The organism is Streptomyces sp. CS113, assembly GCF_002188365.1.
Classification (GTDB): Bacteria; Actinomycetota; Actinomycetes; order Streptomycetales; family Streptomycetaceae; genus Streptomyces; species Streptomyces tendae.
Window position 1 is genome coordinate 5,117,728 of record NZ_KZ195574.1, and the last position, 26,123, is coordinate 5,143,850.

Below are 26,123 nucleotides of genomic sequence, written 5' to 3' on the forward strand. Positions count from 1 at the left end.
CTATCCTGGGAGTCGGTCGGACAGCGCGGTCCGCTCTGATTACTTCCCGGACGTCCGGCCCGGTAAGCGGCGCCCGCCGCGCGAGACGGCCGTACGGGTTCCCTCCCAGACGAGCTTCAACACTGCAAGGAGCCGCACCTGTGAGCAGTGCCGACGACCAGACCACCACGACGACCAGCAGCGAGCTGCGCGCCGACATCCGCCGCCTGGGTGATCTCCTCGGGGAGACCCTCGTCCGGCAGGAGGGCCCCGAGCTGCTGGAACTCGTCGAGAAGGTACGCCGACTCACCCGCGAGGACGGCGAGGCCGCCGCCGAACTGCTGCGCGGCACGGAACTGGAGACCGCCGCCAAGCTCGTCCGCGCCTTCTCCACCTACTTCCACCTCGCCAACGTCACCGAACAGGTCCACCGCGGCCGCGAACTGGGCGCCAAGCGCGCCGCCGAGGGCGGACTGCTCGCCCGTACGGCCGACCGGCTCAAGGACGCCGACCCCGAGCACCTGCGCGAGACGGTCCGCAACCTCAACGTGCGCCCCGTGTTCACCGCGCACCCCACCGAGGCCGCCCGCCGCTCCGTCCTCAACAAGCTGCGCCGCATCGCCGCCCTCCTGGACACCCCGGTCAACGAGGCCGACCGGCGCCGCCTCGACACCCGCCTCGCCGAGAACATCGACCTCGTCTGGCAGACCGACGAACTCCGCGTCGTCCGCCCCGAGCCCGCCGACGAGGCCCGCAACGCCATCTACTACCTCGACGAGCTGCACCTGGGCGCCGTCGGCGACGTCCTGGAGGACCTGACGGCGGAGCTGGAGCGGGCCGGCGTCACGCTCCCCGACGACACCCGCCCCCTCACCTTCGGCACCTGGATCGGCGGCGACCGCGACGGCAACCCCAACGTCACCCCCCAGGTGACCTGGGACGTCCTCATCCTCCAGCACGAACACGGCATCAACGACGCCCTGGAGATGATCGACGAGCTGCGCGGCTTCCTCTCCAACTCCATCCGCTACGCCGGCGCCACCGAGGAACTGCTCGCCTCCCTCCAGGCCGACCTGGAACGCCTCCCCGAGATCAGCCCCCGCTACAAGCGCCTCAACGCCGAGGAGCCCTACCGGCTCAAGGCCACCTGCATCCGGCAGAAGCTGGAGAACACCAAGCAGCGCCTCGCCAAGGGCACCCCCCACGAGGACGGCCGCGACTACCTCGGCACCGCCCAGCTCATCGACGACCTGCGCATCGTCCAGACCTCCCTGCGCGAGCACCGCGGCGGCCTCTTCGCCGACGGACGCCTCGCCCGCACCATCCGCACCCTGGCCGCCTTCGGCCTCCAGCTCGCCACCATGGACGTCCGCGAACACGCCGACGCCCACCACCACGCCCTCGGCCAGCTCTTCGACCGGCTCGGCGAGGAGTCCTGGCGCTACGCCGACATGCCCCGCGAGTACCGCACCAAGCTCCTCGCCAAGGAGCTGCGCTCCCGCAGGCCCCTGGCCCCCACCCCGGCGCCCGTCGACGCGCCCGGCGAGAAGACCCTCGGCGTCTTCCAGACCGTCCGCCGCGCCCTGGAGGTCTTCGGCCCCGAGGTCATCGAGTCCTACATCATCTCCATGTGCCAGGGCGCCGACGACGTCTTCGCCGCGGCCGTACTCGCCCGCGAGGCCGGACTGATCGACCTGCACGCCGGCTGGGCCAAGATCGGCATCGTGCCGCTCCTGGAGACCACCGACGAGCTGAAGGCCGCCGACACCATCCTGGAGGACCTGCTCGCCGACCCCTCCTACCGGCGGCTGGTCGCCCTGCGCGGCGACGTCCAGGAGGTCATGCTCGGCTACTCCGACTCCTCCAAGTTCGGCGGCATCACCACCAGCCAGTGGGAGATCCACCGCGCCCAGCGCCGGCTGCGCGACGTCGCCCACCGCTACGGCGTACGGCTGCGCCTCTTCCACGGCCGCGGCGGCACCGTCGGCCGCGGCGGCGGCCCCACCCACGACGCCATCCTCGCCCAGCCCTGGGGCACCCTGGAGGGCGAGATCAAGGTCACCGAGCAGGGCGAGGTCATCTCCGACAAGTACCTCATCCCGGCCCTCGCCCGGGAGAACCTGGAGCTGACCGTCGCGGCCACCCTCCAGGCCTCCGCCCTGCACACCGCGCCCCGCCAGTCCGACGAGGCCCTCGCCCGCTGGGACGCCGCGATGGACGTCGTCTCCGACGCCGCCCACACCGCCTACCGGCACCTCGTCGAGGACCCCGACCTGCCGACCTACTTCCTGGCCTCCACCCCGGTCGACCAGCTCGCCGACCTGCACCTGGGCTCGCGGCCCTCCCGCCGCCCCGGCTCGGGCGTCTCGCTCGACGGACTGCGCGCCATCCCGTGGGTGTTCGGCTGGACCCAGTCCCGGCAGATCGTCCCCGGCTGGTACGGCGTCGGCTCCGGCCTCAAGGCCCTGCGCGAGGCCGGCCTGGACACCGTCCTCGACGAGATGCACCAGCAGTGGCACTTCTTCCGCAACTTCATCTCCAACGTGGAGATGACGCTGGCCAAGACCGACCTGCGCATCGCCCAGCACTACGTCGACACCCTCGTCCCCGACGAGCTGAAGCACGTCTTCGACACCATCAAGGCCGAGCACGAGCTGACGGTCCGCGAGGTCCTGCGCGTCACCGGAGAGACGGAACTCCTCGACGCCGACCCGGTCCTCAAGCAGACCTTCGCCATCCGCGACGCCTACCTCGACCCCATCTCCTACCTCCAGGTCGCCCTCCTCGGCCGCCAGCGCGAGGCGGCAACCGCGGGCGAGGAAGTCGACCCGCTGCTCGCCCGGGCCCTCCTCCTCACGGTCAACGGCGTAGCAGCAGGCCTCCGCAACACCGGCTGACACCCTGCCCGCAGCTGCGGGCAGTCGTGCCGCCCCCGTTGCCCCTGCGGGCAGTCGTGCCGCTGGGGCGGCACGGGTGGGCGCGGGCAGCACCCCGCCAGCGCCGGGCAGCGCGACCTGCCTGCGCGTCCACCCCGACACCCCGCACGTGAAAACACCGGTGCCCCGAGCTCGTCCAGAGCCCGGGGCACCCTCACGTCGTACGGAAACAACTCACACCGCGAAGAACGCCGCCGTCAGCAGCACAACCCCCACCCCCGCCATCCCCCAAGCAACCCGCGTCCGCCGCAACCCCCCGGCCACCACCACCGACGCCAGCAACAACGCCCCACCCAGCGGAACCCACGCGTACAGCACCCCGGCCGGCCCCGACCGCACCGCCTCGCCACTGCCGGGCTTCAACACCACGCTGTACGTCCGCCCCTTGGCCACCGCGACCGAGTCCTCGATCACGACCCGCTCCCGCGCCTGCGACCCCGCCGACACCGGCGAGTACGGCCCACTGCACGAGCCCCCGCCGCACCGCGTCACCTCGACCGTGCCCTGCTCCCGCCCCTTGGTCAGCAGCACGTGCTGCGCCGTACCCCACGACGCCCACACCCCCGCGATCAGGATCAGCGCCGCGACCGCACCCATCGACGCGACCCGTCCGAACCGCAGCAGGACGGCGGACGCCGAGGACGCGGAGGAGGCCTGACGGGCACGAGCGGCGGCGGCAGAGGCAGGCATGGCCGGGATCATTGGCCATACCTACGCACCCGGTCAACTCACCCGCGCGCCATCCACGGACAAGTCAGGAGTTGTACGCGCTCTGCGCCCGCTCCAGACCCTCGATCACCAGAGCCTCCACCGCGTCCGCCGCCCGGTCGACGAAGTAGTCCAGCTCCTTGCGCTCCGTCGACGAGAAGTCCCGCAGCACGAAATCCGCCACCGGCATCCGCCCCGGCGGCCGCCCGATCCCGAACCGCACCCGGTGGTAGTCCGCGCCCAGCGACTTCGTGATCGACTTCAGGCCGTTGTGCCCGTTGTCCCCGCCGCCCAGCTTCAGCCGCAGCACGCCGTAGTCGATGTCCAACTCGTCGTGCACCGCCACGATGTTGCCGACCGGAACCTTGTAGAAGTCCCGCAGCGCCGTCACCGGACCGCCCGACACGTTCATGAACGACATCGGCTTCGCCAGGATCACCCGCCGGTTCGCCGGCCCCGGCGGACCGATCCGCCCCTCGACCACCTGCGCCTGCGCCTTGCCGTGCCGCTTGAAGCGCGCCCCGATCCGCTCCGCCAGCAGGTCCGCCACCATGAAACCGACGTTGTGCCGGTTCGAGGCGTACTCGGGGCCCGGATTGCCGAGGCCCGCCACCAGCCACGGAGCGCCCGCGTCCGTCGTCACGTCCATGTCTCCTTCGTGTCCCTCGTACCGTCCGTACCCGTCCACACATACGCGTCGGCCGCTGCCCCGCACGGGAACAGCGGCCGACCACACGATGACCGTCGGGGAGGATCAGGCCTCCGCGGCCGCCTCGCCCTCGCCCTCACCCTCGGCCGGGGCCTCCTCCGCCTGCGCGGACAGGACCTGAAGCACCACGGTGTCGCCGTCCACGTCCAGCTTCACGCCGGACGGCAGCGCGATGTCCTTGGCGTGGATCGAGGCACCGGCCTCCAGACCCGCCACCGACACGGTGACCTGCTGCGGGATGTGCGTGGCCTCGGCCTCGACCGGCAGCGCGTCCAGGACGTACTCCAGCAGGAAGCCGCCGGGGGCCAGCTCGCCCTCGGCCTGCACCGGGATCTCGACCGACACGGTCTCGCCGCGCTTCACCAGCTGAAGGTCGACGTGCTCCAGGAAGCCCTTGATCGGGTCACGCTGCACGGACTTCGGGATCGCCAGCTCGTTGGTCTTGCCGTCGATGTCCAGCGCGATCAGCACGTTCGACGTACGCAGCGCCAGCAGCAGCTCGTGACCCGGCAGGGTCAGGTGCAGCGGGTCGGAACCGTGACCGTACAGAACACCGGGAACCTTGTTGTCACGGCGGATACGACGCGCGGCACCCTTGCCGAACTCGGTACGCGTCTCGGCGGTGAGCTTCACCTCGGACATGATCACTCCTCGTGGAAATCAGGAACGGACGTGGTCACCCGGCCACGAACGGCCTGCTACGAAGAGCGCGTCGATAACGGAGCGCCACACCCGCGAACACGGGTACGGCCTCCCTCGCCGAGCAACTTCAGCAGTCTACTCGGAGAGGAAGGCCGTACCCAAAACGATCAACAGGCGGCACCGGCGCATGCAGAACGGTTACTGCACAAGGCTCACTGCTCGTCGAACAGGCTTGTCACCGAACCGTCCTCGAACACCTCACGCACCGCACGCGCGATCGTCGGCGCGATCGACAGCACCGTGATCTTGTCCAGCTCCAGCTCACTCGCCGACGGCAGCGTGTTCGTGAACACGAACTCGCTCACCTTCGAGTTCTTCAGCCGGTCCGCCGCCGGACCCGACAGCACGCCGTGCGTCGCCGTCACGATGACGTCCTCCGCACCGTGCGCGAACAACGCGTCCGCCGCCGCGCAGATCGTGCCGCCCGTGTCGATCATGTCGTCCACCAGGACGCAGATACGCCCCTTCACGTCACCCACGACCTCGTGCACCGTGACCTGGTTCGCCACGTCCTTGTCACGCCGCTTGTGCACGATCGCCAGCGGCGCGCCCAGCCGGTCGCACCACCGGTCCGCCACCCGCACCCGGCCCGCGTCCGGCGACACCACCGTCAGCTTCGAACGGTCCACCTTCGCACCCACGTAGTCCGCCAGCAGCGGCAGCGCGAACAGGTGGTCCACCGGACCGTCGAAGAAGCCCTGGATCTGGTCCGTGTGCAGATCCACGGCCAGAATCCGGTCCGCACCCGCGGTCTTCATCAGGTCCGCGATCAGACGCGCCGAGATCGGTTCACGTCCACGGTGCTTCTTGTCCTGCCGCGCGTAACCGTAGAACGGCACGATCACGGTGATGGAGCGGGCCGACGCGCGCTTCAACGCGTCGATCATGATCAACTGCTCCATGACCCACTTGTTGATGGGAGCCGTGTGGCTCTGGATCAGGAAACAGTCCGCACCACGCGCCGACTCCTGATACCGCACATAGATCTCACCGTTGGCGAAGTCGAAGGCCTTCGTCGGGACGACCCCGACACCCAGCTGCTGGGCGACCTCCTCGGCAAGCTCGGGGTGTGCGCGGCCGGAGAAGAACATCATCTTCTTCTCGCCGGTCGTCTTGATCCCGGTCACAGCACTTTCTCCTCAGAGGTTCGCAGCTGAGCTCATGGGCGCTCTCCCGACTGGCCGCGGGGGCGTCTCAGCTGGTGGGGTGCGGATGTGCACTTATCACGGTACGCCGTGTTCGACGCGCCGGTTTCCGGTCAGTCTTCGCCGCCCGCCTCGCGGGACACCGCCTCGGCCGCCTTCGCCGCCGCGCTCCCCGGACGCTTCCGGGCCACCCAACCCTCGATATTCCGCTGCTGGCCACGGGCCACGGCCAGCGAACCGGGCGGCACATCCTTCGTGATCACCGAGCCGGCGGCGGTGTAGGCACCGTCCCCGACCGTGACGGGAGCCACAAACATGTTGTCCGAACCCGTACGGCAGTGCGAGCCGATCGTCGTGTGGTGCTTGTCCTGACCGTCGTAGTTCACGAACACGCTCGCCGCACCGATGTTCGTGAAGTCGCCGACCGTCGCGTCACCCATGTAGGAGAGGTGCGGGACCTTCGTCCCCTCACCGATCGACGAGTTCTTCGCCTCGACGAACGTACCGATCTTCGACTTCAGCCCGAGCCGGGTACCCGGCCGCAGATACGCGTACGGACCCACGGACGCCTGCGGGCCCACATGCGCCCCGTTGGCCACCGTGTTGTCCACCCGCGCCCCCGCGTCCACCCGGGTGTCCGTCAGCCGGGTGTTCGGCCCGACCTCGCATCCCTCGGCCAGATGCGTCGAACCGTGCAACTGCGTACCCGGGTGGAGGACCACGTCCTGCTCGAACGTCACCGTCACGTCCACCCACGTCGTCGCCGGATCCACCACCGTCACACCGGCCAGCATCGCCCCGGTCAGCAGCCGGTCGTTCAGGATCCGGCGCGCCTCGGCGAGCTGCACGCGGTTGTTGATCCCCGCGATCTCCCGGTGGTCACCCGCCACCGACGCGCCCACCCGGTGCCCCGCCTCGCGCAGGATCCCGAGCACGTCCGTCAGGTACTCCTCGCCCTGGCTGTTGTCCGTACGCACCTTGCCCAGCGCGTCCGCGAGCAACTGCCCGTCGAAGGCGAACACACCCGAGTTGATCTCCCGGATCGCCCGCTGCGACTCCGACGCGTCCTTGTGCTCCACGATCGCCGTGACGGCACCCGAGGCCCCGTCCCGCACGATCCGGCCGTACCCCGTCGCGTCCGGCACCTCGGCCGTCAGCACCGTCACGGCGTTCCCGTCGGCGGTGTGCGTGGCCGCGAGCGCCCTCAGCGTCTCGCCGGTGAGGAGGGGAGTGTCGCCGCAGACGACCACGACGACCCCGTCCACGGCACCGCCCAGCGCCTCCAGACCCATCCGCACGGCGTGCCCGGTGCCGTTCTGCTGCTCCTGGACGGCGGTGCGTACGTCGGGGGCGACCTCGGCGAGGTGCGCGGTGACCTTCTCGCGGGCGTGCCCGACGACGGCGACCAGGTTCTCGGGGTCCAGCTCACCGGCGGCGGCGAGCACGTGCCCGACGAGGGACCGGCCGCACAGCTCGTGCAGGACCTTGGGTGTGGCCGACTTCATACGGGTGCCCTCACCCGCTGCGAGAACGACGACGGCTGCCGGGCGAATGGCGCTCACGGGATGCCCTTCGGCTGTTGAGGAGGTGGGGACATCCGCAGGATACCGGGGCGGTTTGTGGGGGACATGAGTGCGGGCCCCGACGGTCATGTCAGGGCCCGAACAAGAGCTCCCCCATCAGGATTTGAACCTGAACTTAAGGGACCAAAACCCTCAGTGCTGCCTGATTACACCATGGGGGATGAAACTCGACTGAACCGGACATTCGGTTAAGTCGCCGAGTCGGCACCCAACACTATGCCGTACCAAGAGCCTTCGATGCGACGGTACAGGTCGGCGCTCTTGAGGACTTTGATCGCGAGGCATCCGCGGCAGGAGTCTCCTGCGTTCTCGCGCACCGTCTTGGGGTTGTGGCGCTTGAGAGCCGTCTTCCCGTAGGAGTTGCGGTCCGCTTGGACGACGTCTGCCCAGTGGGCCTCCGCTGGGGGCGGTTCCCCCTTCACCAGTTCGAGGGATATCGCGTCGTATCGTTTGTCGAAAGTCACCGGAAAAGGGGCGGTCGGCGCCCGTAGGCTGGAGCCATGACCACGACGGGGGAAGACCACGTACCGGCCCGGGGTGGGCCTTGGTGGTGGGACAGGCGGCGCGGCGCGGTGCTCGATGTGAGCCTCGGAGTCGTGTCCGCGCTGGAGTGCGGGGCGGAGGGGGTTCCGTTCGCGCGGGACGCCGGGATTCCGTTGGCGATGGGGGTGGTGTTCGGGCTGCTGGCCGGCTCGGTGCTGGTGGTGCGGCGGAAGTGGCCGATCGCCGTGGTGCTGGTGGCGCTCGCCGTCACGCCGGCCGAGATGGGTTTCCTGATGGGGGTCGTCGGTCTGTACACGCTGGCGGCGTCGGAGTTGCCGCGGCGGATCATCGGGGCCCTGGCCGGGATGACGTTCCTGGGGACGCTGGTCGTGACGTTCGTGCGGCTGGGGCAGGACATGGCGCGGGACGGTCTGGAGCTGGGGGACTGGTTCCTGCCGTTCGCGTCGATCGCGACGTCCTTGGGGATGACCGCGCCGCCGTTGCTGCTGGGCCTGTACGTGGGGCAGCGGCGTCGGCTGATGGAGAGTCTGCGGGAGCGGGCGGACAGCCTGGAGCGTGAGTTGCAGCTGCTCGCGGAGCGGGCGGAGGAGCGTGCGGAGTGGGCGCGCGGTGAGGAGCGGACCCGGATCGCGCGGGAGATGCACGACGTGGTGGCGCATCGGGTGAGTCTGATGGTGGTGCATGCGGCGGCGTTGCAGGCGGTGGCGCGGAAGGATCCGGAGAAGGCGGTGAAGAACGCGGCTCTGGTGGGGGACATGGGGCGGCAGGCGCTGACGGAGTTGCGGGAGATGCTCGGGGTGCTGCGCAGTGGTGGGGACGGTGCGCGGGCGGAGCGGGCGTCGGTGCCGTTGGCGGCGGTCGGGGTGGCTGCCGCGGCGGCGGCTTCGCGGGCGGCGGAGGACGGGGAGTCGTCGGACGGGCCGTGCCTGTCGGAGCTGGACGAGTTGATCGGGCAGTCGGAGGCGGCCGGGATGGCCGTGGATCTGTCGGTGGAGGGGGAGGTGCGGTTGTATGCGGCGGAGGTGGAGTCGACGGCGTTCCGGGTGGTGCAGGAGGCGTTGACGAACGTGCACAAGCACGCGGCGGGCGCGAAGACGTATGTGCGGCTGGCGCACCGGGTGTCGGAGATCGCGATGCAGGTGGAGAACGATCCGCCGCCGGAGGCTTCGGCGGCGTCGTCGGCGCGGTTGCCGTCGGGGGGCAATGGGCTGGTGGGGATGAAGGAGCGGGTGGCCGCGCTGGGCGGGGTGTTCGTGTCGGGGCCGACCGACGCGGGGGGTTTTCGGGTGTCGGCGGTGATTCCGGCGTCGTAGCCGTGCGGCTGGGCCGCCGTGGTCGCGCCGTGCCGCGGGGTCGCCGTCCTGCTGTGCCGTCGTTCCGCTTGCCGTCGTGCTGCCGTGCCGTCGTGCCGTCGTGCTGCCGTGGTCGCGCCGTGCCGCTGTTGTGCCCGTCGCGTCAGCCGGTGACGGTGAGCCGGGCCGGCTGGGTGCCGGCGACAAGGGTGGCGAGGGCGGTGTCGATGGTGGGGCCGAGGTACCAGTCGCCGGTGTGGTCGAGGGCGTAGACGCGGCCTTCGGCGTCGATGGCGATGAGGGCCTGGCTGTCGGTTTCGGTGCCGAGCGGGCAGGTGTGGGTGTCGAGGGCGCGGCCGAGGTCGCCGAGGGTGCGGGCCATGTGGAGGCCGTGCAGCGGGTCGAGGTGGAGGGTGGCGGGGGCGAGCTGGCGGCCGGGTCCGGTGGGTGCGATGTGGAGGCCGCCGAATTCGGCCCAGGCCTCGACGGCGGCGGGGAAGACGGTGTGGCGGTGGCCTGCGGGTGAGGTGTGGTCGCGCAGGGTGTCGGCCCAGATCTCGGCCTGCTTGATGTCCCAGCGTCCGGGTTGCCAGCCGGCGTCGCGCAGTGCGGCGTCGACGGGGACGGGGAAGCGGGTGGTGGAGGTGCGGTCGGCTTGCATCGGCCCTTGGTTCGTGTCGGTCGGCTGGTTCGGCTCGATCTGTTCGAGCTGCTCGGTCAGTCCTTCTCCGTCGCGGGGTCGACGACGCGGACGCCGAAGTGGGCGCTGAGGGCGGTGCAGGCGCGGCACGGGGCGGCGAAGGCGCCGTGGAGGGGGTCGCCGTCCTCGCGGATGCGGCGGGTGGTGAGTTTGGCGTGTTTGAGCGCTTTGCGGGCTTCGCCGTTGGTCATGGGTTTGCGTGCGGCGCGTTTGCTGCGGGCGGCGTCGGCGGTGGCCAGATGGCGTGAGATGAGGATCGTCTCGGCGCAGCGGCCGGTGTAGCGGTCTCGTTGGCCGCTGGTGAGGGTGTCGAGGAAGTCCTGTACGAGGTGGTGCAGGGCGGGGGGAGTGTCGGCGCGTGTGGCGGTGCCGGTGAGGGTGGTGCCGCGTACGGAGAGGGCGGCGGCGACGGTCGGGAGTATGCCGTCGCGGCGGTGCCGGAGGATGGGGGTCTGCTGGGCGTCGGTGCTGCTCCAGCCGATGCGGGGGTCGCCGCGGCGGGGGTCGCCGGACCGCCCGGTGTCGGGTCCCGTCTGTGTCGCACTCATGATCGTCTTCCCCTCCTGAGCATCCCCCCGAAGGTCACAGAGTGCCAAATCGGGTGGCTGCTGCGGAAGCTGGGGCGGGGCGACACGCCCGGGTATGGGCGGTGGGTCACGGGAGGGTGACGGCTGGTCACGGAAGTGGGGGTCTCGGGTGCCGGGTGCGGGGTCCGGTGCCGGTGACCCCTCTTGCCGTACCGCATAGGCTGTCGGCACCGCGCTCGCACGCGGTGCATCCAGACAGTGCAGGCAGATCAGACGGATCTGGCAGCAGACAGACGCCGCAGGGGGCAACCGCCATGACGACAGGTCGGCTCGGGCAAGCAGCCGCGCCGCCGAACGCGGCCTATGCCGGGCAGGTCGTGCATTTCCCGGATCCGGTGCGGGCGGCACGTCACCCGAGAGGGGTACGGGTGGACGCGGGTGGTTACCCCGACTTCTCGCCGTACGCGCGTGCGATCGCGGAGATCGCGGATCCGCCGGAGGGGTTCGGGGTCGACGAGTTGCGGCTGACGGACTACGTGTCGGCGAACGCGGCTCTGTCGGCGTCGGGGCACGAGCTGTGGGACACCGTGCCGGCGGTGGCGACGCCGCACGGCTGGACGTGGCACCACGTGGCGGGTTCGCGGCGGATGGAGCTGGTGCCGGTCGAGGTGAAGGCGCTGCTGCGGCACCACGGTGGGATCTCGACGGCGGTGGTGGACCAGGGCAAGCGCGGTACGCGGCCGTTGCAGGAGACGCGTCCGGCGCACTTCGGTCTGCCGAAGTCGGGTGTGGCGGTCACGGAGCAGCAGGTGCAGGGGGTCGAGGAGGACCTCGGGTACCGGCTGCCGGGTGCGTACCGGTCGTTCCTGAAGGCGGCGGGCGGGTGTGCGCCGGTGGGTACGGCGCTCGACGCGGAGCTGGGGCTGCTGGTGGACCAGCCGTTCTTCACGGTGCGTGAGGAGGCGGCGGTCAACGACCTGGTCTATGTGAACAAGTGTCTGCGGGACCACCTGACGAAGGACTATCTGGGCGTCGCGTTCGTCCAGGGCGGTCTGCTCGCGGTGAAGGTGAAGGGCGAGCGGATCGGTTCGGTGTGGTTCTGCGCCTACGACGACGTGCGGGACGTGGATCCGTCGTGGCCGCCGGCGGATCGGGTGGAGCGGCTGCTGCTGCCCTGCGGTGCGGATTTCGACGCGTTCCTGTCGCGCTTGGCGGGTTCTCCGCCGGAGCTGGAGACGGTGGCGAATCTGATGGTGGACGGCGGTTTCGCGCGTGCGGTGCCCGTGTCGGCGTCGGTAGGGGAGTGAGCTGGCGATGGTGACGTTCGCGCAGGCGCAGGAGCGCGCGGAGGAGTGGGTCAACGGCGAGTTGCCGGCGTACCAGCACCGGGAGGTGCGGGTGCGGGAGTTCGACCTCGGATTCGTGGTGTGGGCCGAGGACCGGGTGGACGGGCCGCGTTCGGACGGGGGTGCGCAGCGGCTGGTGATCGCCCGGGACAGTGGCGAGGCGACGCTGTGGCCCTCGCTCCCGGTGGGCGAGGTGATCCGCCGGTACGAGGAGGAGTACGGCCGTCCCGACGAGGCGGAGGCGGCGGCTCCGGCGCCCGCGGCGCGGGTGGACCTGAACCAGACGTCGTTCTTGTTGAGTCCGCCGGAGTGGTTGCAGGAGGCGGCGGACCGGATCGGCATTCCGGATCGCCGGCGGGGCGACGAGGGGGGCGGTGACACCGGAGGTGCCGGGGGTGCGGGGACCGCGCTGCCCGGGACGCAGGCCGGGGTGCCGTCGGCGCCCGCGGCGCCGGCGTCCGCGTCCCCGGCCGCGTCGGCGGGTGGCTCGTCCGGGGCCGGGAGCGGCGCCGCGTGGCCGGCCGCGGGCGCCGATGGCTCCGGGACGGGCGCCGGTGGCTCCGGTGCGGGCGCGGGTGCGTCCGGTGCGTCCGGTGCGCCGAGTGCGCCGGGTGTCCCGAGCGCGCCGGGTGCGCCTGCCGGGGCGACGCCCTGGGCGGGGACGGACACCAACGCGGACGCCGGTGAGGACCGTTCCGTGCCGCTGCCCCAGACCGTGTTCGCGCCGCCGCTGAGCGGTACCGACGACGACACGCCGCCGCCGTCCACGACGCCGGACGCCAAGACGGCGCTGATGTCGGGCGGCAGCCGGCTTCCGCCGACGGCGCTCTCGCCGGCGATCGGCGACCCGAACGCGTCCGGTGCGCCTGGTGTGCCCGGTATGCCGGGTGCGCCCGCGGGTGCGGGCGCGGGGACGCCGCCGCCCTCGGCCCCGGTACCGCCCGCTGCCCCGCCCGCGGCTCCGGTACCGCCCGTGGCCGGGCCGTCCGCCGGTTCGGGGGCGTTCGCCGCGCCGTCCGGGCCGCTCGCGTCGAACGCCGGGGACATCGCCGACGCCGCGACCAGCAAGGCGACGCCTCCGCCCCGCCGTGGCGGTGGTGCGTCCACGCCGCCTCCGCCGAGCGCGCCGGGTGTGCCGGGTGCGCGTCCGGGGAGCACGCCCCCGCCGCCGGGGACTCCCGCGCCGGGTGCCCCGGCCGGTGGCTACGTGCCGACGCAGCTGGTGTCGTCCCTCGGCCCGGAGGGTCCCGAGGGCCCGGGAGGTCCCGGTGGTCCGGGGACCCCGCCGCCGCCCAGTGCTCCGGGCACCCCGCCGCCTCCGGGCGGTGCGGGCGCGCCGGGTACGCCGCCTCCGCCGAGTGCGCCTGGTGCGCCTGGCGCGCCCGGTGTGCCGGGTGGGACGCCGCCGGGCGGGATGCACCACGCCGCCACGATGCTGGCCGACCCGGGCCGGACGGGCGGCGGTGCCCCGCAGCCTCCCGGTCCGCCCGGCCCGCCGAACCCGCCCGGTCCGCCCGGGCCTCCCGGTGCGCCCGCGGCTCCGGGGGCTCCTGGGGCTCCCGGCGCGCCCGGTGCGCCGTCCGGGCCGGGTACGCCGCCGCCCCCTCCGGCCGCGCCCGGTGCGCCGGGGCCGCAGGGGTCCGCGGGCGGTGCGGGCGGTGCCGTGCACCACGCGCAGACCGTGCTGGCCGCGCCCTCCCTGGGCGGTCCCGGCGGCATCGGCGCGCCTCCGCCGCCGCCCGGTGCCGTACCGCCGCCGCCCGGGCAGCCCGTGCCCGGTCCGCCGCCGGCGTACGGCTATCCGCCGCAGCCCGCCGGTCTGCCGACCGTCGGCCCCGGCTACCAGGCCGTACTGCGCTACCGGGCCCAGGACGGGTCCGAGCAGCAGCTGATCCGGCGTTCCGCGCCGGGGACGCCGCACCCGGAGTGGCAGATCTTCCACGAGCTGCGTGCCATGAACGTGCCGCCGGACCAGGTGCTGGAGCTGCACACCGAGCTGGAGTCCTGCGAGCTGCCGGGCGCGTACTGCGCGCGGATGATCCGGGAGCAGTGGCCGCAGGCGCGGATCACCTCGATCGCGCCGTACGGCCTGGACCACGCGAGCCGGCAGCAGGGCATGCGGCAACTGCTGGCGCACCAGGGCGAGCTGCACCAGGTGGCCGACGGGCCCGCGCGGCCCGCGCCGGTGCGTGCTCCGCTGCCGCAGGTGCAGCCGGCGCCGCCGGTTCCGCCGGAGGCCGTCGGGCAGGAGCTGGCCGGCGCGTTCGGTCCGGGTGTCTTCCGGTTCGAGCAGGCGGCGGTGTCCCGGCAGGGGGTGCCGCCGGTCGTGGCGCACACGCTGGTGGCCGCGGGGCTGCCGATGGACATGGGCCCGTTCTTCTGGGCGCAGGCCCAGCCGGGGCGCCCGGTGCCGACGCTGGCGGAGCTGGCGGCCGAGCGCGGGGTGCAGCCGGCCTCGGACGCGGGGTCGTACCTCGTCGTGGGCAGCGACTTCGGCCGGGCGATCTGTGTGCAGTACGGGACGGCGGCCATCGTGGCGGTTCCGGTGGAGGCGGGTCCGGGCGGTGCGCCCGTGCCGCCGCAGTTCGTGAACTCGGGGCTGCCGGAGTTCGCCCGCTGCCTGGCGCTGCTGGGCCGGATGTGGCGGCTCAGGTTCGGTCTGAACCAGGAGCAGGCGGGCCGCTGGACGGTGGACTTCCAGGCGCAGTTGGCCGCGCTGGACCCGGCGGCGCTCGGGTCGCCGGAGAGCTGGTGGTCGGTGCTGCTGGAGCAGATGTGGGACGGGCTGCTGTGAGGCGCCGGCGCCGCTGACGTACCCGACGGGCGGGGCCCGGTCGACCTGCGGGACGGCCGGTCCCCGCCCTTCGTGTGCGGTGTGTCGCATTATGAGGGCTTACTTCCGATCCATAAAGTCGGTTAAGTCCATTTAGTGCGGCAGGTTCACCACAGGGGTGTGATGAGCATGAGCAGCGCCTCGGCGTCTCCCCACGGCTTCGTGACCGTACGCGGGCGCGAGCGCGGCTACCGTCCCGAGCAGGTGGAGGAGCGTGTCGCGGCCCTGTCCGAGGACCGCGACGCGGCCTGGGAGCGGGCCGCCCGGCTCACCGTGCTGGCCCGGGAGATGGAGGAGGACCTGGAGGACCTGCGGGACGTGGTCGCACAGCTCACCGCGCAGGACTACCAGGCGTTGGGGGAGCGCGCGCGGAAGTTGTTCCGGCTCGGCGAGGAGGAGGCCGAGGCGGTGCGGGAGGGGGCGCGGAGTGCGGCGGACGGCTTGATGGAGGACGCGAGGGCGTACGCGGCCGCAGTGCGGGACGCGGCGCAGGCGCATGCCGACGCCGTACGCGCGGAGGCGGACGAACGGGCCCGGCAGCGGCTGCTCGCGGCGCGCGCGGAGGCCGACGAGGCGCGGATCGGGGCGCGGCGCGAGGTGCGGGCGGCGCGGGCCGAGGCACTCTCCGCGCTGCGCGAGATGCGCAGGCGCACCGCCGGAATGCTCGCCGAGCAGAGCCGGGAGCTGGCCGAGCGGGCGGCCGCCGCCGAGCGGGCCGAGGAGGAGCGGGCGCGGACCCTGGACGCCCGTCACGAGGAGTCGGTGGCCCGTGCCGAGCAGGAGGTGCGCGCCGCGGAACAGGAGCTGGCGGACGCCGGAGAGGCGGCCGGGCGGCGGCAGGAGGAGGCCCGGGCCCGGGCGGCCGAGGTGGTCGCCGAGGCCCGGGTGCGTCAGGAGCGGATCGCCCGCGACACGGAACGGGTGCTGCGCGAGCACGGGGAGCGGTGGGACGAACTCCAGGCCCACATGGCCTCGGTGCGCAGCAACCTCCATTCGCTGACGGGGCGTGCGGTGGAGTGACACCGGGGACCCTTGCGCCGGGGGCTCGCCGTCAGTCTCCTCTGCGGACCGCCCCCGCCAGGATCCAGCCCTCCACCGCCTCGTAGTGCCGGCGCTGCTCCTGCGCCTTGCGCCGGCCGGAGAGCATCGTGCCGAGCCAGCCGCAGGCGAAGCCCAGCGGGATGGAGACCAGGCCGGTCGTGGTGAACGGGAACCAGTTGAAGTCGGCCTCGGGGAAGGCGGAGACCGGGGAGCCGGAGACGAGGTTGGTGCCCGGCATCAGCAGCAGTACGGCCAGCGAACCCCCGATCAGGGTGCAGAGCAGTCCGGCGCGGGTGTAGCGGCGCCAGAAGAGGCCGTAGACCAGGGCGGGGGCGATGGCCGAGGCGCCCAGGCAGAAGGACAGGGTCACCAGCGGCTGGAGGCTGCGGTGCTGGACGAGGGTGGCCAGGGCGATCGCGGGGACGCCGACGGCCAGGGCGGAGACGCGGGCCAGGGTCATCTCGCGGCGCGGTGACATCTCCTGCACGCGGGTGGCGAAGACGTCGTGGGCCAGGGAGTTGGCGCAGGCGAGGATCATGCCGCCGACGGAGGCGAGCAGGGTGAGGAAGACGGCCGTGGTGACGGTGGTGAAGAGGAACGTTTCCGCGGTGGAGACCCGCGCGCCGAAGGCGGCCTGCGACCCCAGCAGGTAGGCGGTGTTGCCCTGCGGGTCGATCCCGGCGATGACCGACCGCCCCACCAGCGCCGTCGCACCGAAGCCGATCACCGTGACGACCAGCACGAACAGCGCCACTGAGGAGACCGCCCAGGACATCGAGCGGCGTACCTGGCGGGCGGAGGAGGCGGTGTACATGCGCATGGTGACGTGCGGGAGGCAGGCGCCGCCGAGGACGACGGTGAGCTGCGAGGAGATCATGTCCGCGTCCGGGTGGGGTCCGCCCGCGAACTGGAGCCCGGAGTTCAGGAACGCCGCTCCCGCGCCGCTGTTGTCCGCCGCCGCGTCGAACAGCGCGCCCGGGTCCCAGTCGAAGCGGTGCAGGATCAGTGCGGCGACCACCAGGCCCGAGCCGAGCAGCATCACGATCTTGAGGATCTGGATGAGGGCGGTGCCCTTCATGCCGCCGATCGCCGCGTAACCGATCATCAGCACGCCCAGGCCGATGATGCAGCCGGTCTCCAGCGCCGCGCCGGAGAAGCCGAGGACGAACGCGAGCAGCTGGCCGGTGCCCGCGAGCTGCACCAGCATCAGCGGCAGCAGCGCCGCGAGGGTCACGGCGCAGGCCGTCACGCGGACGGCGCGCCCCGGCATCCGGCGGGCGAGCGCGTCGCCCATCGTGAACCGGCCCGCGTTGCGCAGCGGTTCGGCCAGCAGGAACATCAGCAGCATCAGGGACAGCGCGGTGCTGAGCGCCAGCACGACGCCGTCGTGGCCGAAGAGGGCGATGACACCGCCCGTGCCGAGCACGGAGGCCGCCGAGATGTAGTCGCCGGCGATCGCGAGGCCGTTGCGCATCGGGGACAGGGAGCCGTACCCGGTGTAGAACTCGTCGAGGTCGTCCCGGTCGGGGCCGGTCATCACGCACAGCAGCAGCGTGACGGTGGCGACGGCGGTGAAGCCGACCAGGGACATCGTCTGGGCGTTGCCGCTGAACTCCGTCACCGTCCCGCCTCCCGCCGGGCGTCCAGTGCGGCCTCCTGGCGGATGCGGTCCGCGAGCGGATCGACGCGGCGCCGGGCGGTGTACTCGTACAGCGCGATCGCCAGCCAGGTGACGGGGAGTTGGGCCAGCGCGAGCAGCAGCCCGGTGGGCAGTCCGGCGACGGCGGTGCCGGTCATCAGCCCGGGCGCGTACGCGGACAGGACCAGGAACAGCGTGAAGTAGCCGAGCGCGGTGAGCGTCGCGGTGCGCCGCTGCCAGCGGTAGGCGCCGCGCAGGATCCGCAGGTCGCTGTGGTGCCCCAGCGGGTCCCGGCGGGGCGCGCGGTGGGGCGCGCGGTGGGGCGCGCGGTGGGTGTGGGACCTCGGGGGGTACGAGGGTGGTGGCGGTGGTGGTGGGTGGTGCCGGTGCGACGGGGACGGGTCGTAGGTCATCCCGGTTCTCCTTGCGCGGCTTGGGTCCGAGCGGCGGACCGCAGGAGGTGGGGGGTGGGGAGCCACGCACGTTACTCGCGGGTTAGGCGGCACGCTGCGTTTTGGCCGAACTGGTCGGTCGGTATGTGCGCGTGCCCAAGGGGCTGGGTGCCCGCGTGCCCAAGTGGCTGGGGTGGTCGCTTGCTCCTGACGCCGCGTGAGGGCGGACGCTCGATGCGTCTGAGGGTGGAGGCCGACCCTGAGGTCCGCTCCACCGAAGGGTGGACTGCCCCTAGGGGTACCTCCGTACTAGGGGTCGGGGAGGGTTCGTACCGACGGAGGACGAGACGGGCCGGGTGGCGTCCTTAGTCTGGCTTTACACCGCTGGGGGGCGGTGAACCGGAGCCACGGGGGTGGGGTTTTCCTCAGTAGAAGACTGCGCTGAACACCAGCGCGGTCGACCCCCGGTTCCGGCCAGACTCTTCGAGACAGCAGCGCGGCACCCGCAGGGCAGCACCCGCAGGACAGCACCCACACCACGACGGTCGGGGCACCGGCGGCTCACTCGATGACCGACATAGGAGACTTGACATGACATCGGCCGTAAGTATTCCCACGCACGGGAGCACTGGAGGGCGTACGGCCGTTGCCGCGCGAGCGCGGCAGGTCGTGAAGGCCTACGGATCGGGCGAGACCCGGGTGGTCGCCCTCGACCACGTGGACGTGGACATCGCGCGCGGCCAGTTCACCGCGATCATGGGCCCCTCGGGGTCCGGCAAGTCCACACTGATGCACTGCCTGGCCGGCCTCGACACGGTGACCAGCGGCAGCATCTACCTGGACGAGACCGAGATCACCGGCCTGAAGGACAAGAAGCTCACGCAGCTGCGCCGGGACCGGATCGGCTTCATCTTCCAGGCGTTCAACCTGCTCCCGACGCTCAACGCGATCGAGAACATCACGCTGCCCATGGACATCGCCGGCCGCAAGTACGACCGCGCGTGGCTGGACCGCGTCGTGGAGACCGTGGGGCTCGCCGGGCGGCTCAAGCACCGGCCCACCCAGCTCTCCGGCGGCCAGCAGCAGCGGGTCGCGGTGGCGCGGGCCCTGGCCGCCCGCCCCGAGATCATCTTCGGTGACGAGCCGACCGGGAACCTGGACTCGCGCGCGGGTGCCGAAGTGCTCGGCTTCCTGCGCCGTTCGGTCACCGAACTGGGCCAGACCATCGTGATGGTCACCCACGACCCGGTGGCTGCCAGCTACGCGGACCGGGTGCTGTACCTCGCCGACGGCCGGATCGTGGACGAGATGTACCAGCCCACCGCCGAAGCCGTCCTCGACCGCATGAAGGACTTCGACGCGCGGGGGCGCACGTCATGACCGTCGTGAAGACCTCGATGCGCAACTTCTTCGCGCACAAGGGCCGCATGGCGCTCTCGGCGGTGGCGGTGCTGCTGTCGGTGGCGTTCGTGTGCGGCACCCTGGTGTTCACCGACACGATGAACACCACCTTCGACAAGCTCTTCGCCACCACCTCGTCCGACGTGACGGTGTCCCCGAAGGACGCCAAGGCCGAGGACACCCCGCAGAGCGGGGTGCCCGAGTCGCTGCCGGCGTCCACACTGGAGAAGATCCGCTCGGTCGACGGCGTGGAGTCCGTCGAGGGCTCGGTCGCCTCGATGAACGTGACCGTCGTCAACGCCGACAACGACAACGTGGGGGCCACCAGCGGCGCCCCGACCATCGCCGGGAACTGGACCAAGAACGACCTGCGGTCCATGGAGATCACCTCGGGCCACGCCCCGCGCGGCCCGACCGAGGCGATGGTCGACTCCGACACCGCCGACAAGCACGACCTGAAGATCGGCGACGAGCTGCGCACCATCGCGCAGACCGGCGACTTCAAGGCGAAGATCGTCGGTATCGCCTCCTTCACCGTGACCAACCCCGGTGCCGCGGTCGTCTACTTCGACACCCCCACCGCCCAGCGTGAACTGCTCGGCGGCGCGGACCGGTTCAGCCAGTTCAACGTCACCGCCGCGTCCGGTGTCACCGACGCGCAGCTCAAGGGGAACGTCTCCCAGGCGCTGGGCGACGGCACGTTCAAGATCCAGACGGCCAAGGAGGCGTCCGACGAGGGCCGCGAGGATGTCGGCGAGTTCATGAACGTCATCAAGTACGCCATGCTCGGCTTCGCCGGGATCGCGTTCCTGGTCGGCATCTTCCTGATCATCAACACCTTCTCCATGCTGGTCGCCCAGCGCACCCGCGAGATCGGCCTGATGCGGGCCATCGGCTCCTCCCGCCGGCAGGTCAACCGCTCGGTGCTGGTCGAAGCGCTCCTCCTCGGCGTCGTCGGCTCGGTCCTCGGCGTCGCGGCCGGTGTCGGCATCGCCATCGGCCTGATGAAGCTGATGTCTGCGGCGGGCATGAACCTGTCCACCGACGACCTGACCATCAAGACGGCGACCCCGGTGACCGGCCTCATCCTCGGCGTCGTGGTCACCGTCCTGGCCGCCTACCTGCCCGCCCGCCGGGCCGGCAAGATCTCCCCGATGGCCGCCCTGCGCGACGCCGGTACGCCGGCCGACGCCAAGGCCGGCTGGATACGCGGCCTGATCGGCCTGGTGCTCACCGGCGCCGGCGTCGCCGCCCTGCTCACGGCCGCCTCCGCCGACAAGGCGACCGACGGTTCGATGATGCTCGGCGCGGGCATCGTGCTCTCCCTCATCGGCTTCGTCGTCATCGGTCCGCTGCTGGCCGGCTTCGTGGTGCGGGTGATCAGCGCGGTGCTGCTGCGGGCCTTCGGCCCCGTGGGCCGCCTGGCCGAGCGCAACGCCCTGCGCAACCCGCGCCGCACCGGAGCCACCGGCGCCGCCCTGATGATCGGCCTCGCGCTGGTCGCCTGCCTGTCCGTCGTCGGCTCCTCCATGGTCGCCTCGGCCACCAGCGAGCTGGACAAGACGGTCGGCGCCGACTTCATCGTCCAGGGCAACCAGCGGATCGTGCCGCAGGCCGAGAAGGCCATGACCGACACGCCCGGCCTGGAGCACGTCACCCGCTACAAGGTGCTCGACGCCACGCTGACCTCGCCCGACGGCAAGACGGACGACGACGGCATCACGGCCGCCGACCCGACCTACGCCGAGGACGTGCGCCGCGCGACGACGGAGGGCAAGCTCTCCGCCGCCTACGGCACCGACGCGATGTCGGTCGGTTCGGACTACGCCGCCAAGCACGGTGTGCACGTCGGCGACACCCTCTCCGTCGCCTTCAAGGGCGGCGAGACCGCGAAGCTGAAGGTCGCCGCGATCACCAGCGACGACGTGGCCATCGACCAGGGCGCCCGGTACATCAGCATCGAGACGATGCGGAAGTACCTGCCGGCCGAGAATGTCCCGCCGAACATGATCATGTTCGCCAAGGCGGAGGACGGCCAGTCCGACCAGGCCTACGCCGCGCTGAAGAAGTCGCTGGACGCCTACCCGCAGTACCAGGTGGCCGACCAGACCGACTACAAGCAGGAGCTGAAGGACCAGATCGGCCAGCTGCTGAACATGGTGTACGGCCTGCTCGCCCTGGCGATCATCGTCGCCGTCCTCGGCGTGGTGAACACCCTGGCGCTGTCGGTGGTCGAGCGGACTCGGGAGATCGGCCTGATGCGGGCCATCGGCCTCTCCCGCCGCCAGCTGCGCCGCATGATCCGCATGGAGTCCGTCGTCATCGCCCTCTTCGGTGCCCTGCTCGGCCTCGGCCTGGGCATGGGCTGGGGCGCCACGGCCCAGAGGCTGCTCGCCCTGGAGGGTCTGAACGTCCTGGACATTCCCTGGCCGACGATCATCGGGGTCTTCATCGGCTCGGCCTTCGTGGGCCTGTTCGCCGCCCTGGTCCCGGCCTTCCGGGCAGGCCGCATGAACGTCCTGAACGCCATCGCGACGGAGTAGCACCCGACCCGAGAGGCCCGAGGGGCCCGAGAGCCACCGCACACGGGGGTTGCGGGGGAGGACCCGGCGCCGACGTCCCAGAGGGACGAAGGCGCCGGGCCCTTTCGCACCCGAGGCCAGAGCGCCGCGTTCTCCGCTCCCTTCCCTCCCCGGGTCGTCCGTCAGGTTTGCGGTCGGGGCGGTCAGGGTTTCCGTCCCCGAGTCGTTCGTCACTCCTGGGGCCGGGGGCGGTCACGGCTTGCGCCCCCGAGCCAGCCGTCTCTCACGTTTGAGGCCGGGGCGGTCGCGGATTCCGTCCCCGAGTCGTCCGTCACCCCAGGCGTTCGCTTTTCAGCCGACCGAGTCGGGTGGTGGGGTGGGCGCAGGGGCGGGGGTCCAGGGGGCGGAGCCCCCTGGTACGGCAACGGGGGTGCCGGCCCACCACCTACCCGGCGTCATCCACAGCTCCGACGCCGCCGCGCAGACCGACGTAACCTGGACACCCCCGGCCCTTGCGGAGTCGGGTTACTCGTGTTGTCCCACCCCAGGACGGAAGCGCCCCTTCAATGAGCCTGCACGGTCTGCTCGACGCCGTCGTCAAGGACACCGCCCTCGCGGAAGCGATCTCGGCGGCCGCAGACGGCAACCGCATGCACGTCGACCTGGTCGGCCCCCCCGCCGCCCGCCCCTTCGCGATCGCCGCCCTGGCCCGCGAGACGGGCCGCCCGGTGCTGGCGGTGACGGCGACGGGACGCGAGGCGGAGGACCTGGCGGCGGCGCTGCGCTCCCTGCTGCCGCCCGAGGGCATCGTGGAGTACCCGTCCTGGGAGACCCTCCCGCACGAGCGGCTCAGCCCCCGCAGCGACACCGTCGGCCGCCGCCTCGCCGTCCTGCGGCGCCTGGCCCACCCCCGGCCCGACGACCCCGAGACCGGCCCGGTCTCCGTCGTCGTCGCCCCCGTGCGCTCCGTGCTCCAGCCGCAGGTCAAGGGGCTCGGCGACCTGGAGCCGGTGGCCCTGCGCAGCGGGCAGAGCGCCGACCTCGAGGAGGTCGTCCAAGCGCTCGCGGCAGCGGCGTACGCGCGGGTCGAGCTGGTCGAGAAGCGCGGCGAGTTCGCCGTGCGCGGCGGCATCCTGGACGTCTTCCCGCCGACCGAGGAGCATCCGCTCCGGGTCGAGTTCTGGGGCGACGACGTCGAGGAGATCCGGTACTTCAAGGTCGCCGACCAGCGTTCCCTGGAGGTCGCCGAACACGGCCTGTGGGCCCCGCCCTGCCGCGAGCTGCTGCTGACCCAGGACGTGCGCGAGCGGGCCGCCGCCCTCGCCGAGGAACACCCGGAGCTGGGCGAACTGCTCGGGAAGATCGCCGAGGGCATCGCCGTGGAGGGCATGGAGTCCCTGGCCCCGGTCCTCGTGGACGACATGGAGCTGCTCCTGGACGTGCTGCCCCAGGGCTCGATGTCCTTGGTCTGCGACCCGGAGCGGGTGCGCACCCGGGCCGCCGACCTGGTGGCGACGTCGCAGGAGTTCCTCCAGGCCTCCTGGGCGGCCACGGCGGGCGGCGGCGAGGCGCCGATCGACGTCGACGCGGCCTCCCTGTGGTCCATCGCCGACGTCCGGGAGCGGGCCCGCGAGCTGGGCATGATGTGGTGGTCGGTGTCGCCGTTCGCCGCCGACGACGCGCTGGACGACGCCGACACCCTCAAGCTCGGCATGCACGCCCCCGAGACCTACCGGGGCGACACCGCCAGGGCGCTGGCCGACACCAAGGGCTGGCTCGCCGACGGCTGGCGCGCGGTCTACGTCACCGAGGCGCACGGCCCCGCGTCCCGCACCGTCGAGGTCCTCGGCGGCGAGGGCATCGCGGCCCGCCTGGACCACGACCTGGACACGCTCAGCCCCTCCGTCGTGCACGTCTCCTGCGGGTCCGTCGAGCACGGCTTCGTCGACCCGGCCCTCAAGCTGGCCGTGCTCACCGAGACCGACCTGACCGGCCAGAAGGCCGCCGGGCGCGAGGGCGCCCGGATGCCCGCCCGGCGTCGCAAGACCATCGACCCGCTCACCCTGGAGACGGGCGACTACATCGTCCACGAGCAGCACGGCGTCGGCCGCTACATCGAGATGGTGCAGCGCACCGTCCAGGGCGCCACCCGCGAGTACCTGGTCGTGGAGTACGCCCCCGCCAAGCGCGGCCAGCCCGGCGACCGGCTGTACATCCCCACCGACCAGCTGGAGCAGATCACCAAGTACGTCGGCGGCGAGGCCCCCACCCTGCACCGCCTCGGCGGCGCCGACTGGACCAAGACCAAGGCCCGCGCCAAGAAGGCGGTCAAGGAGATCGCCGCCGACCTGATCAAGCTCTACAGCGCGCGGATGGCGGCGCCCGGCCACGCGTTCGGCGCGGACACCCCCTGGCAGCGCGAGCTGGAGGACGCCTTCCCCTACGCGGAGACCCCGGACCAGCTCACCACCATCGCCGAGGTCAAGGACGACATGGAGAAGACGGTCCCGATGGACCGCCTGATCTGCGGAGACGTCGGCTACGGCAAGACGGAGATCGCGGTCCGCGCCGCCTTCAAGGCCGTTCAGGACGGCAAGCAGGTCGCCGTGCTGGTCCCCACCACCCTGCTGGTGCAGCAGCACTTCGGGACGTTCAGCGAGCGCTACGCCCAGTTCCCGGTGAGCGTGAAGGCGCTGTCCCGCTTCCAGAGCGACACCGAGTCGAAGGCGACCCTGGAGGGGCTGCGCGAGGGCTCGGTGGACATCGTCATCGGCACCCACCGCCTGTTCTCCTCCGAGACGAAGTTCAAGGACCTCGGCCTGGTCATCGTCGACGAGGAGCAGCGCTTCGGCGTCGAGCACAAGGAGCAGCTCAAGAAGCTGCGCGCCAACGTCGACGTGCTCACCATGTCCGCGACCCCCATCCCGCGCACCCTGGAGATGGCGGTCACCGGCATCCGCGAGATGTCCACGATCACCACCCCGCCGGAGGAGCGGCACCCGGTGCTGACCTTCGTCGGCCCCTACGAGCACAAGCAGATCGGCGCCGCCATCCGCCGCGAGCTGCTGCGCGAGGGCCAGGTCTTCTACATCCACAACCGCGTCGAGTCCATCGACCGCGCGGCGGCCAAGCTCCGCGAGATTGTCCCCGAGGCGCGCATCGCCACCGCCCACGGCCAGATGTCGGAGCAGGCCCTGGAGCAGGTCGTCGTCGACTTCTGGGAGAAGAAGTTCGACGTGCTGGTCTCCACGACCATCGTCGAGTCCGGCATCGACATCTCCAACGCCAACACCCTCATCGTCGAGCGCGGCGACAACTTCGGCCTCAGCCAGCTCCACCAGCTGCGCGGCCGGGTCGGGCGCGGCCGCGAGCGCGGTTACGCCTACTTCCTGTACCCGCCTGAGAAGCCCCTGACGGAGACCGCGCACGAGCGGCTCGCCACCATCGCCCAGCACACCGAGATGGGCGCGGGCATGTACGTGGCGATGAAGGACCTGGAGATCCGCGGCGCGGGCAACCTGCTCGGCGGCGAGCAGTCCGGCCACATCGCCGGCGTCGGCTTCGACCTGTACGTACGCATGGTCGGCGAGGCCGTCGCCGACTACCGGGCCTCCCTGGAGGGCGGTGTGGAGGAGGAGCCGCCGCTGGAGGTCAAGATCGAGCTGCCCGTCGACGCGCACGTCCCGCACGACTACGCCCCCGGCGAGCGGCTGCGCCTCCAGGCGTACCGGTCCATCGCCTCCGCCAACAGCGAGGAGGACATCAGGGCCGTACGCGAGGAACTCGTCGACCGGTACGGCAAGCTGCCCGAGCCGGTGGAGAACCTGCTGCTGGTCGCGGGCCTGCGCATGCTCGCGCGGGCGTGCGCCGTCGGCGAGATCGTGCTCCAGGGCACCAACATCCGGTTCGCGCCGGTGGAGTTGCGCGAGTCCCAGGAGCTGAGGCTCAAGCGGCTCTACCCCGGCAGCGTCATCAAGCCGGGCACGCACCAGGTGCTGGTACCGCGCCCCAAGACCGCGAAGGTGGGCGGCAAGCCGCTGGTCGGGCGGGAACTGCTCGGCTGGGTGGGCGAGTTCCTCACCTCGATCCTGGGGTCGTAGCAGCCGAAGCCCCGGCCCGGCCGCGAAGGGGCCGTTCAGCCGCGGCCCGGCCGCGGAGGCGCGC

At 71.9% G+C, this 26,123-nt stretch carries 17 protein-coding genes and 1 pseudogene; 8 read left to right on the forward strand and 10 right to left on the reverse strand.

All coding sequences use genetic code 11. The annotated features are described in order from the left end of the window. Positions 1-140: 140 nt before the first annotated feature. On the forward strand, positions 141-2,876 hold the full coding sequence (ppc, locus tag B9W62_RS22890; protein ID WP_087808923.1) for a phosphoenolpyruvate carboxylase: 2,736 nt from the start codon (positions 141-143) through the stop codon (positions 2,874-2,876). A gap of 213 nt (positions 2,877-3,089) precedes the next feature. On the opposite strand, the gene B9W62_RS22895 is transcribed toward ppc, so the two are convergent. The 6 genes and pseudogenes from B9W62_RS22895 to B9W62_RS40265 all read right to left on the reverse strand — a co-directional run. Continuing rightward, positions 3,090-3,617, reverse strand: coding sequence for a hypothetical protein (locus tag B9W62_RS22895; RefSeq protein WP_087808924.1), 528 nt, complete (start codon positions 3,615-3,617; stop codon positions 3,090-3,092). A gap of 52 nt (positions 3,618-3,669) precedes the next feature. After that, a complete protein-coding gene (gene pth, locus B9W62_RS22900) occupies positions 3,670-4,272 on the reverse strand; it encodes an aminoacyl-tRNA hydrolase (RefSeq protein WP_003975689.1) in 603 nt (200 codons plus the stop codon). A 105-nt stretch (positions 4,273-4,377) separates the two neighbouring features. After that, positions 4,378-4,974 (reverse strand): 50S ribosomal protein L25/general stress protein Ctc, encoded by a 597-nt coding sequence (locus tag B9W62_RS22905; protein WP_087808925.1) that lies wholly within the window; start codon positions 4,972-4,974, stop codon positions 4,378-4,380. Positions 4,975-5,186: 212 nt separating this feature from the next. Next, on the reverse strand, positions 5,187-6,161 hold the full coding sequence (locus tag B9W62_RS22910; RefSeq protein ID WP_003975691.1) for a ribose-phosphate diphosphokinase: 975 nt from the start codon (positions 6,159-6,161) through the stop codon (positions 5,187-5,189). Positions 6,162-6,292: 131 nt separating this feature from the next. After that, the gene (gene glmU, locus B9W62_RS22915) at positions 6,293-7,741 is read right to left on the reverse strand and encodes a bifunctional UDP-N-acetylglucosamine diphosphorylase/glucosamine-1-phosphate N-acetyltransferase GlmU (RefSeq protein WP_087808926.1); all 1,449 of its coding nucleotides are present in this window, start codon (positions 7,739-7,741) and stop codon (positions 6,293-6,295) included. A 209-nt stretch (positions 7,742-7,950) separates the two neighbouring features. After that, positions 7,951-8,163: pseudogene (locus B9W62_RS40265) on the reverse strand (hypothetical protein); the annotation flags it as partial. A 99-nt stretch (positions 8,164-8,262) separates the two neighbouring features. Here B9W62_RS40265 and B9W62_RS22925 point away from each other — a divergent pair. Next, entirely contained in the window at positions 8,263-9,579 is a 1,317-nt protein-coding gene (locus tag B9W62_RS22925; protein WP_087808928.1) for a sensor histidine kinase, read from the forward strand. A gap of 142 nt (positions 9,580-9,721) precedes the next feature. Here the strand turns inward: B9W62_RS22925 and B9W62_RS22930 are convergent, their stop codons facing one another. Together B9W62_RS22930 and B9W62_RS22935 are read right to left on the reverse strand one after the other, a co-directional pair. After that, positions 9,722-10,219: an SUKH-3 domain-containing protein gene (locus B9W62_RS22930; RefSeq protein WP_087808929.1), complete on the reverse strand. Its 498-nt coding sequence runs from the start codon at positions 10,217-10,219 to the stop codon at positions 9,722-9,724. A gap of 56 nt (positions 10,220-10,275) precedes the next feature. Beyond that, entirely contained in the window at positions 10,276-10,806 is a 531-nt protein-coding gene (locus tag B9W62_RS22935) for a YwqJ-related putative deaminase (protein WP_087808930.1), read from the reverse strand. A gap of 293 nt (positions 10,807-11,099) precedes the next feature. Between B9W62_RS22935 and B9W62_RS22940 the strand changes: the two genes are divergently transcribed. From B9W62_RS22940 to B9W62_RS22950, 3 genes are all read left to right on the forward strand, one after another. Next, positions 11,100-12,092, forward strand: coding sequence for an SMI1/KNR4 family protein (locus tag B9W62_RS22940; RefSeq protein ID WP_087808931.1), 993 nt, complete (start codon positions 11,100-11,102; stop codon positions 12,090-12,092). Between the two features lie 7 nt (positions 12,093-12,099). After that, positions 12,100-14,925 (forward strand): SUKH-4 family immunity protein, encoded by a 2,826-nt coding sequence (locus B9W62_RS22945; RefSeq protein ID WP_087808932.1) that lies wholly within the window; start codon positions 12,100-12,102, stop codon positions 14,923-14,925. 168 nt (positions 14,926-15,093) lie between these two features. Beyond that, a complete protein-coding gene (locus B9W62_RS22950) occupies positions 15,094-15,984 on the forward strand; it encodes a coiled-coil domain-containing protein (RefSeq protein ID WP_087812045.1) in 891 nt (296 codons plus the stop codon). 31 nt (positions 15,985-16,015) lie between these two features. Here B9W62_RS22950 and B9W62_RS22955 read toward each other — a convergent pair whose 3' ends face one another. Then, a complete protein-coding gene (locus B9W62_RS22955; RefSeq protein WP_087812046.1) occupies positions 16,016-17,596 on the reverse strand; it encodes a sodium/solute symporter in 1,581 nt (526 codons plus the stop codon). A 26-nt stretch (positions 17,597-17,622) separates the two neighbouring features. Beyond that, positions 17,623-18,057 (reverse strand): DUF485 domain-containing protein, encoded by a 435-nt coding sequence (locus B9W62_RS22960; RefSeq protein ID WP_087808933.1) that lies wholly within the window; start codon positions 18,055-18,057, stop codon positions 17,623-17,625. A gap of 570 nt (positions 18,058-18,627) precedes the next feature. Here B9W62_RS22960 and B9W62_RS22965 point away from each other — a divergent pair. The 3 genes from B9W62_RS22965 (at position 18,628) to mfd (ending at position 26,059) form a co-directional block, all read left to right on the forward strand. Next, entirely contained in the window at positions 18,628-19,416 is a 789-nt protein-coding gene (locus B9W62_RS22965; RefSeq protein ID WP_087808934.1) for an ABC transporter ATP-binding protein, read from the forward strand. After that, entirely contained in the window at positions 19,413-21,980 is a 2,568-nt protein-coding gene (locus B9W62_RS22970) for an ABC transporter permease (protein ID WP_087808935.1), read from the forward strand. The genes B9W62_RS22965 and B9W62_RS22970 overlap by 4 nt, the downstream gene beginning before the upstream one ends. Positions 21,981-22,525: 545 nt before the next feature. Continuing rightward, positions 22,526-26,059: a transcription-repair coupling factor gene (gene mfd / locus B9W62_RS22975; protein ID WP_087808936.1), complete on the forward strand. Its 3,534-nt coding sequence runs from the start codon at positions 22,526-22,528 to the stop codon at positions 26,057-26,059. The last annotated feature ends 64 nt before the right edge of the window (positions 26,060-26,123 follow it).

What these genes read in the sequence shown, in the direction of transcription:
- B9W62_RS22895 (WP_087808924.1), bottom strand. Translation starts at nt 3,617, where the DNA reads ATGATCCCGGCCATGCCTGCCTCTGCCGCCGCCGCTCGTGCCCGTCAG.
- pth (WP_003975689.1), bottom strand. Translation starts at nt 4,272, where the DNA reads ATGGACGTGACGACGGACGCGGGCGCTCCGTGGCTGGTGGCGGGCCTC.
- B9W62_RS22905 (WP_087808925.1), bottom strand. Translation starts at nt 4,974, where the DNA reads ATGTCCGAGGTGAAGCTCACCGCCGAGACGCGTACCGAGTTCGGCAAG.
- B9W62_RS22925 (WP_087808928.1), top strand. Translation starts at nt 8,263, where the DNA reads ATGACCACGACGGGGGAAGACCACGTACCGGCCCGGGGTGGGCCTTGG.
- B9W62_RS22930 (WP_087808929.1), bottom strand. Translation starts at nt 10,219, where the DNA reads ATGCAAGCCGACCGCACCTCCACCACCCGCTTCCCCGTCCCCGTCGAC.
- B9W62_RS22935 (WP_087808930.1), bottom strand. Translation starts at nt 10,806, where the DNA reads ATGAGTGCGACACAGACGGGACCCGACACCGGGCGGTCCGGCGACCCC.
- B9W62_RS22940 (WP_087808931.1), top strand. Translation starts at nt 11,100, where the DNA reads ATGACGACAGGTCGGCTCGGGCAAGCAGCCGCGCCGCCGAACGCGGCC.
- B9W62_RS22945 (WP_087808932.1), top strand. Translation starts at nt 12,100, where the DNA reads ATGGTGACGTTCGCGCAGGCGCAGGAGCGCGCGGAGGAGTGGGTCAAC.
- B9W62_RS22950 (WP_087812045.1), top strand. Translation starts at nt 15,094, where the DNA reads ATGAGCAGCGCCTCGGCGTCTCCCCACGGCTTCGTGACCGTACGCGGG.
- B9W62_RS22955 (WP_087812046.1), bottom strand. Translation starts at nt 17,596, where the DNA reads ATGTCCCTGGTCGGCTTCACCGCCGTCGCCACCGTCACGCTGCTGCTG.
- B9W62_RS22960 (WP_087808933.1), bottom strand. Translation starts at nt 18,057, where the DNA reads ATGACCTACGACCCGTCCCCGTCGCACCGGCACCACCCACCACCACCG.
- B9W62_RS22965 (WP_087808934.1), top strand. Translation starts at nt 18,628, where the DNA reads ATGACATCGGCCGTAAGTATTCCCACGCACGGGAGCACTGGAGGGCGT.
- B9W62_RS22970 (WP_087808935.1), top strand. Translation starts at nt 19,413, where the DNA reads ATGACCGTCGTGAAGACCTCGATGCGCAACTTCTTCGCGCACAAGGGC.
- mfd (WP_087808936.1), top strand. Translation starts at nt 22,526, where the DNA reads ATGAGCCTGCACGGTCTGCTCGACGCCGTCGTCAAGGACACCGCCCTC.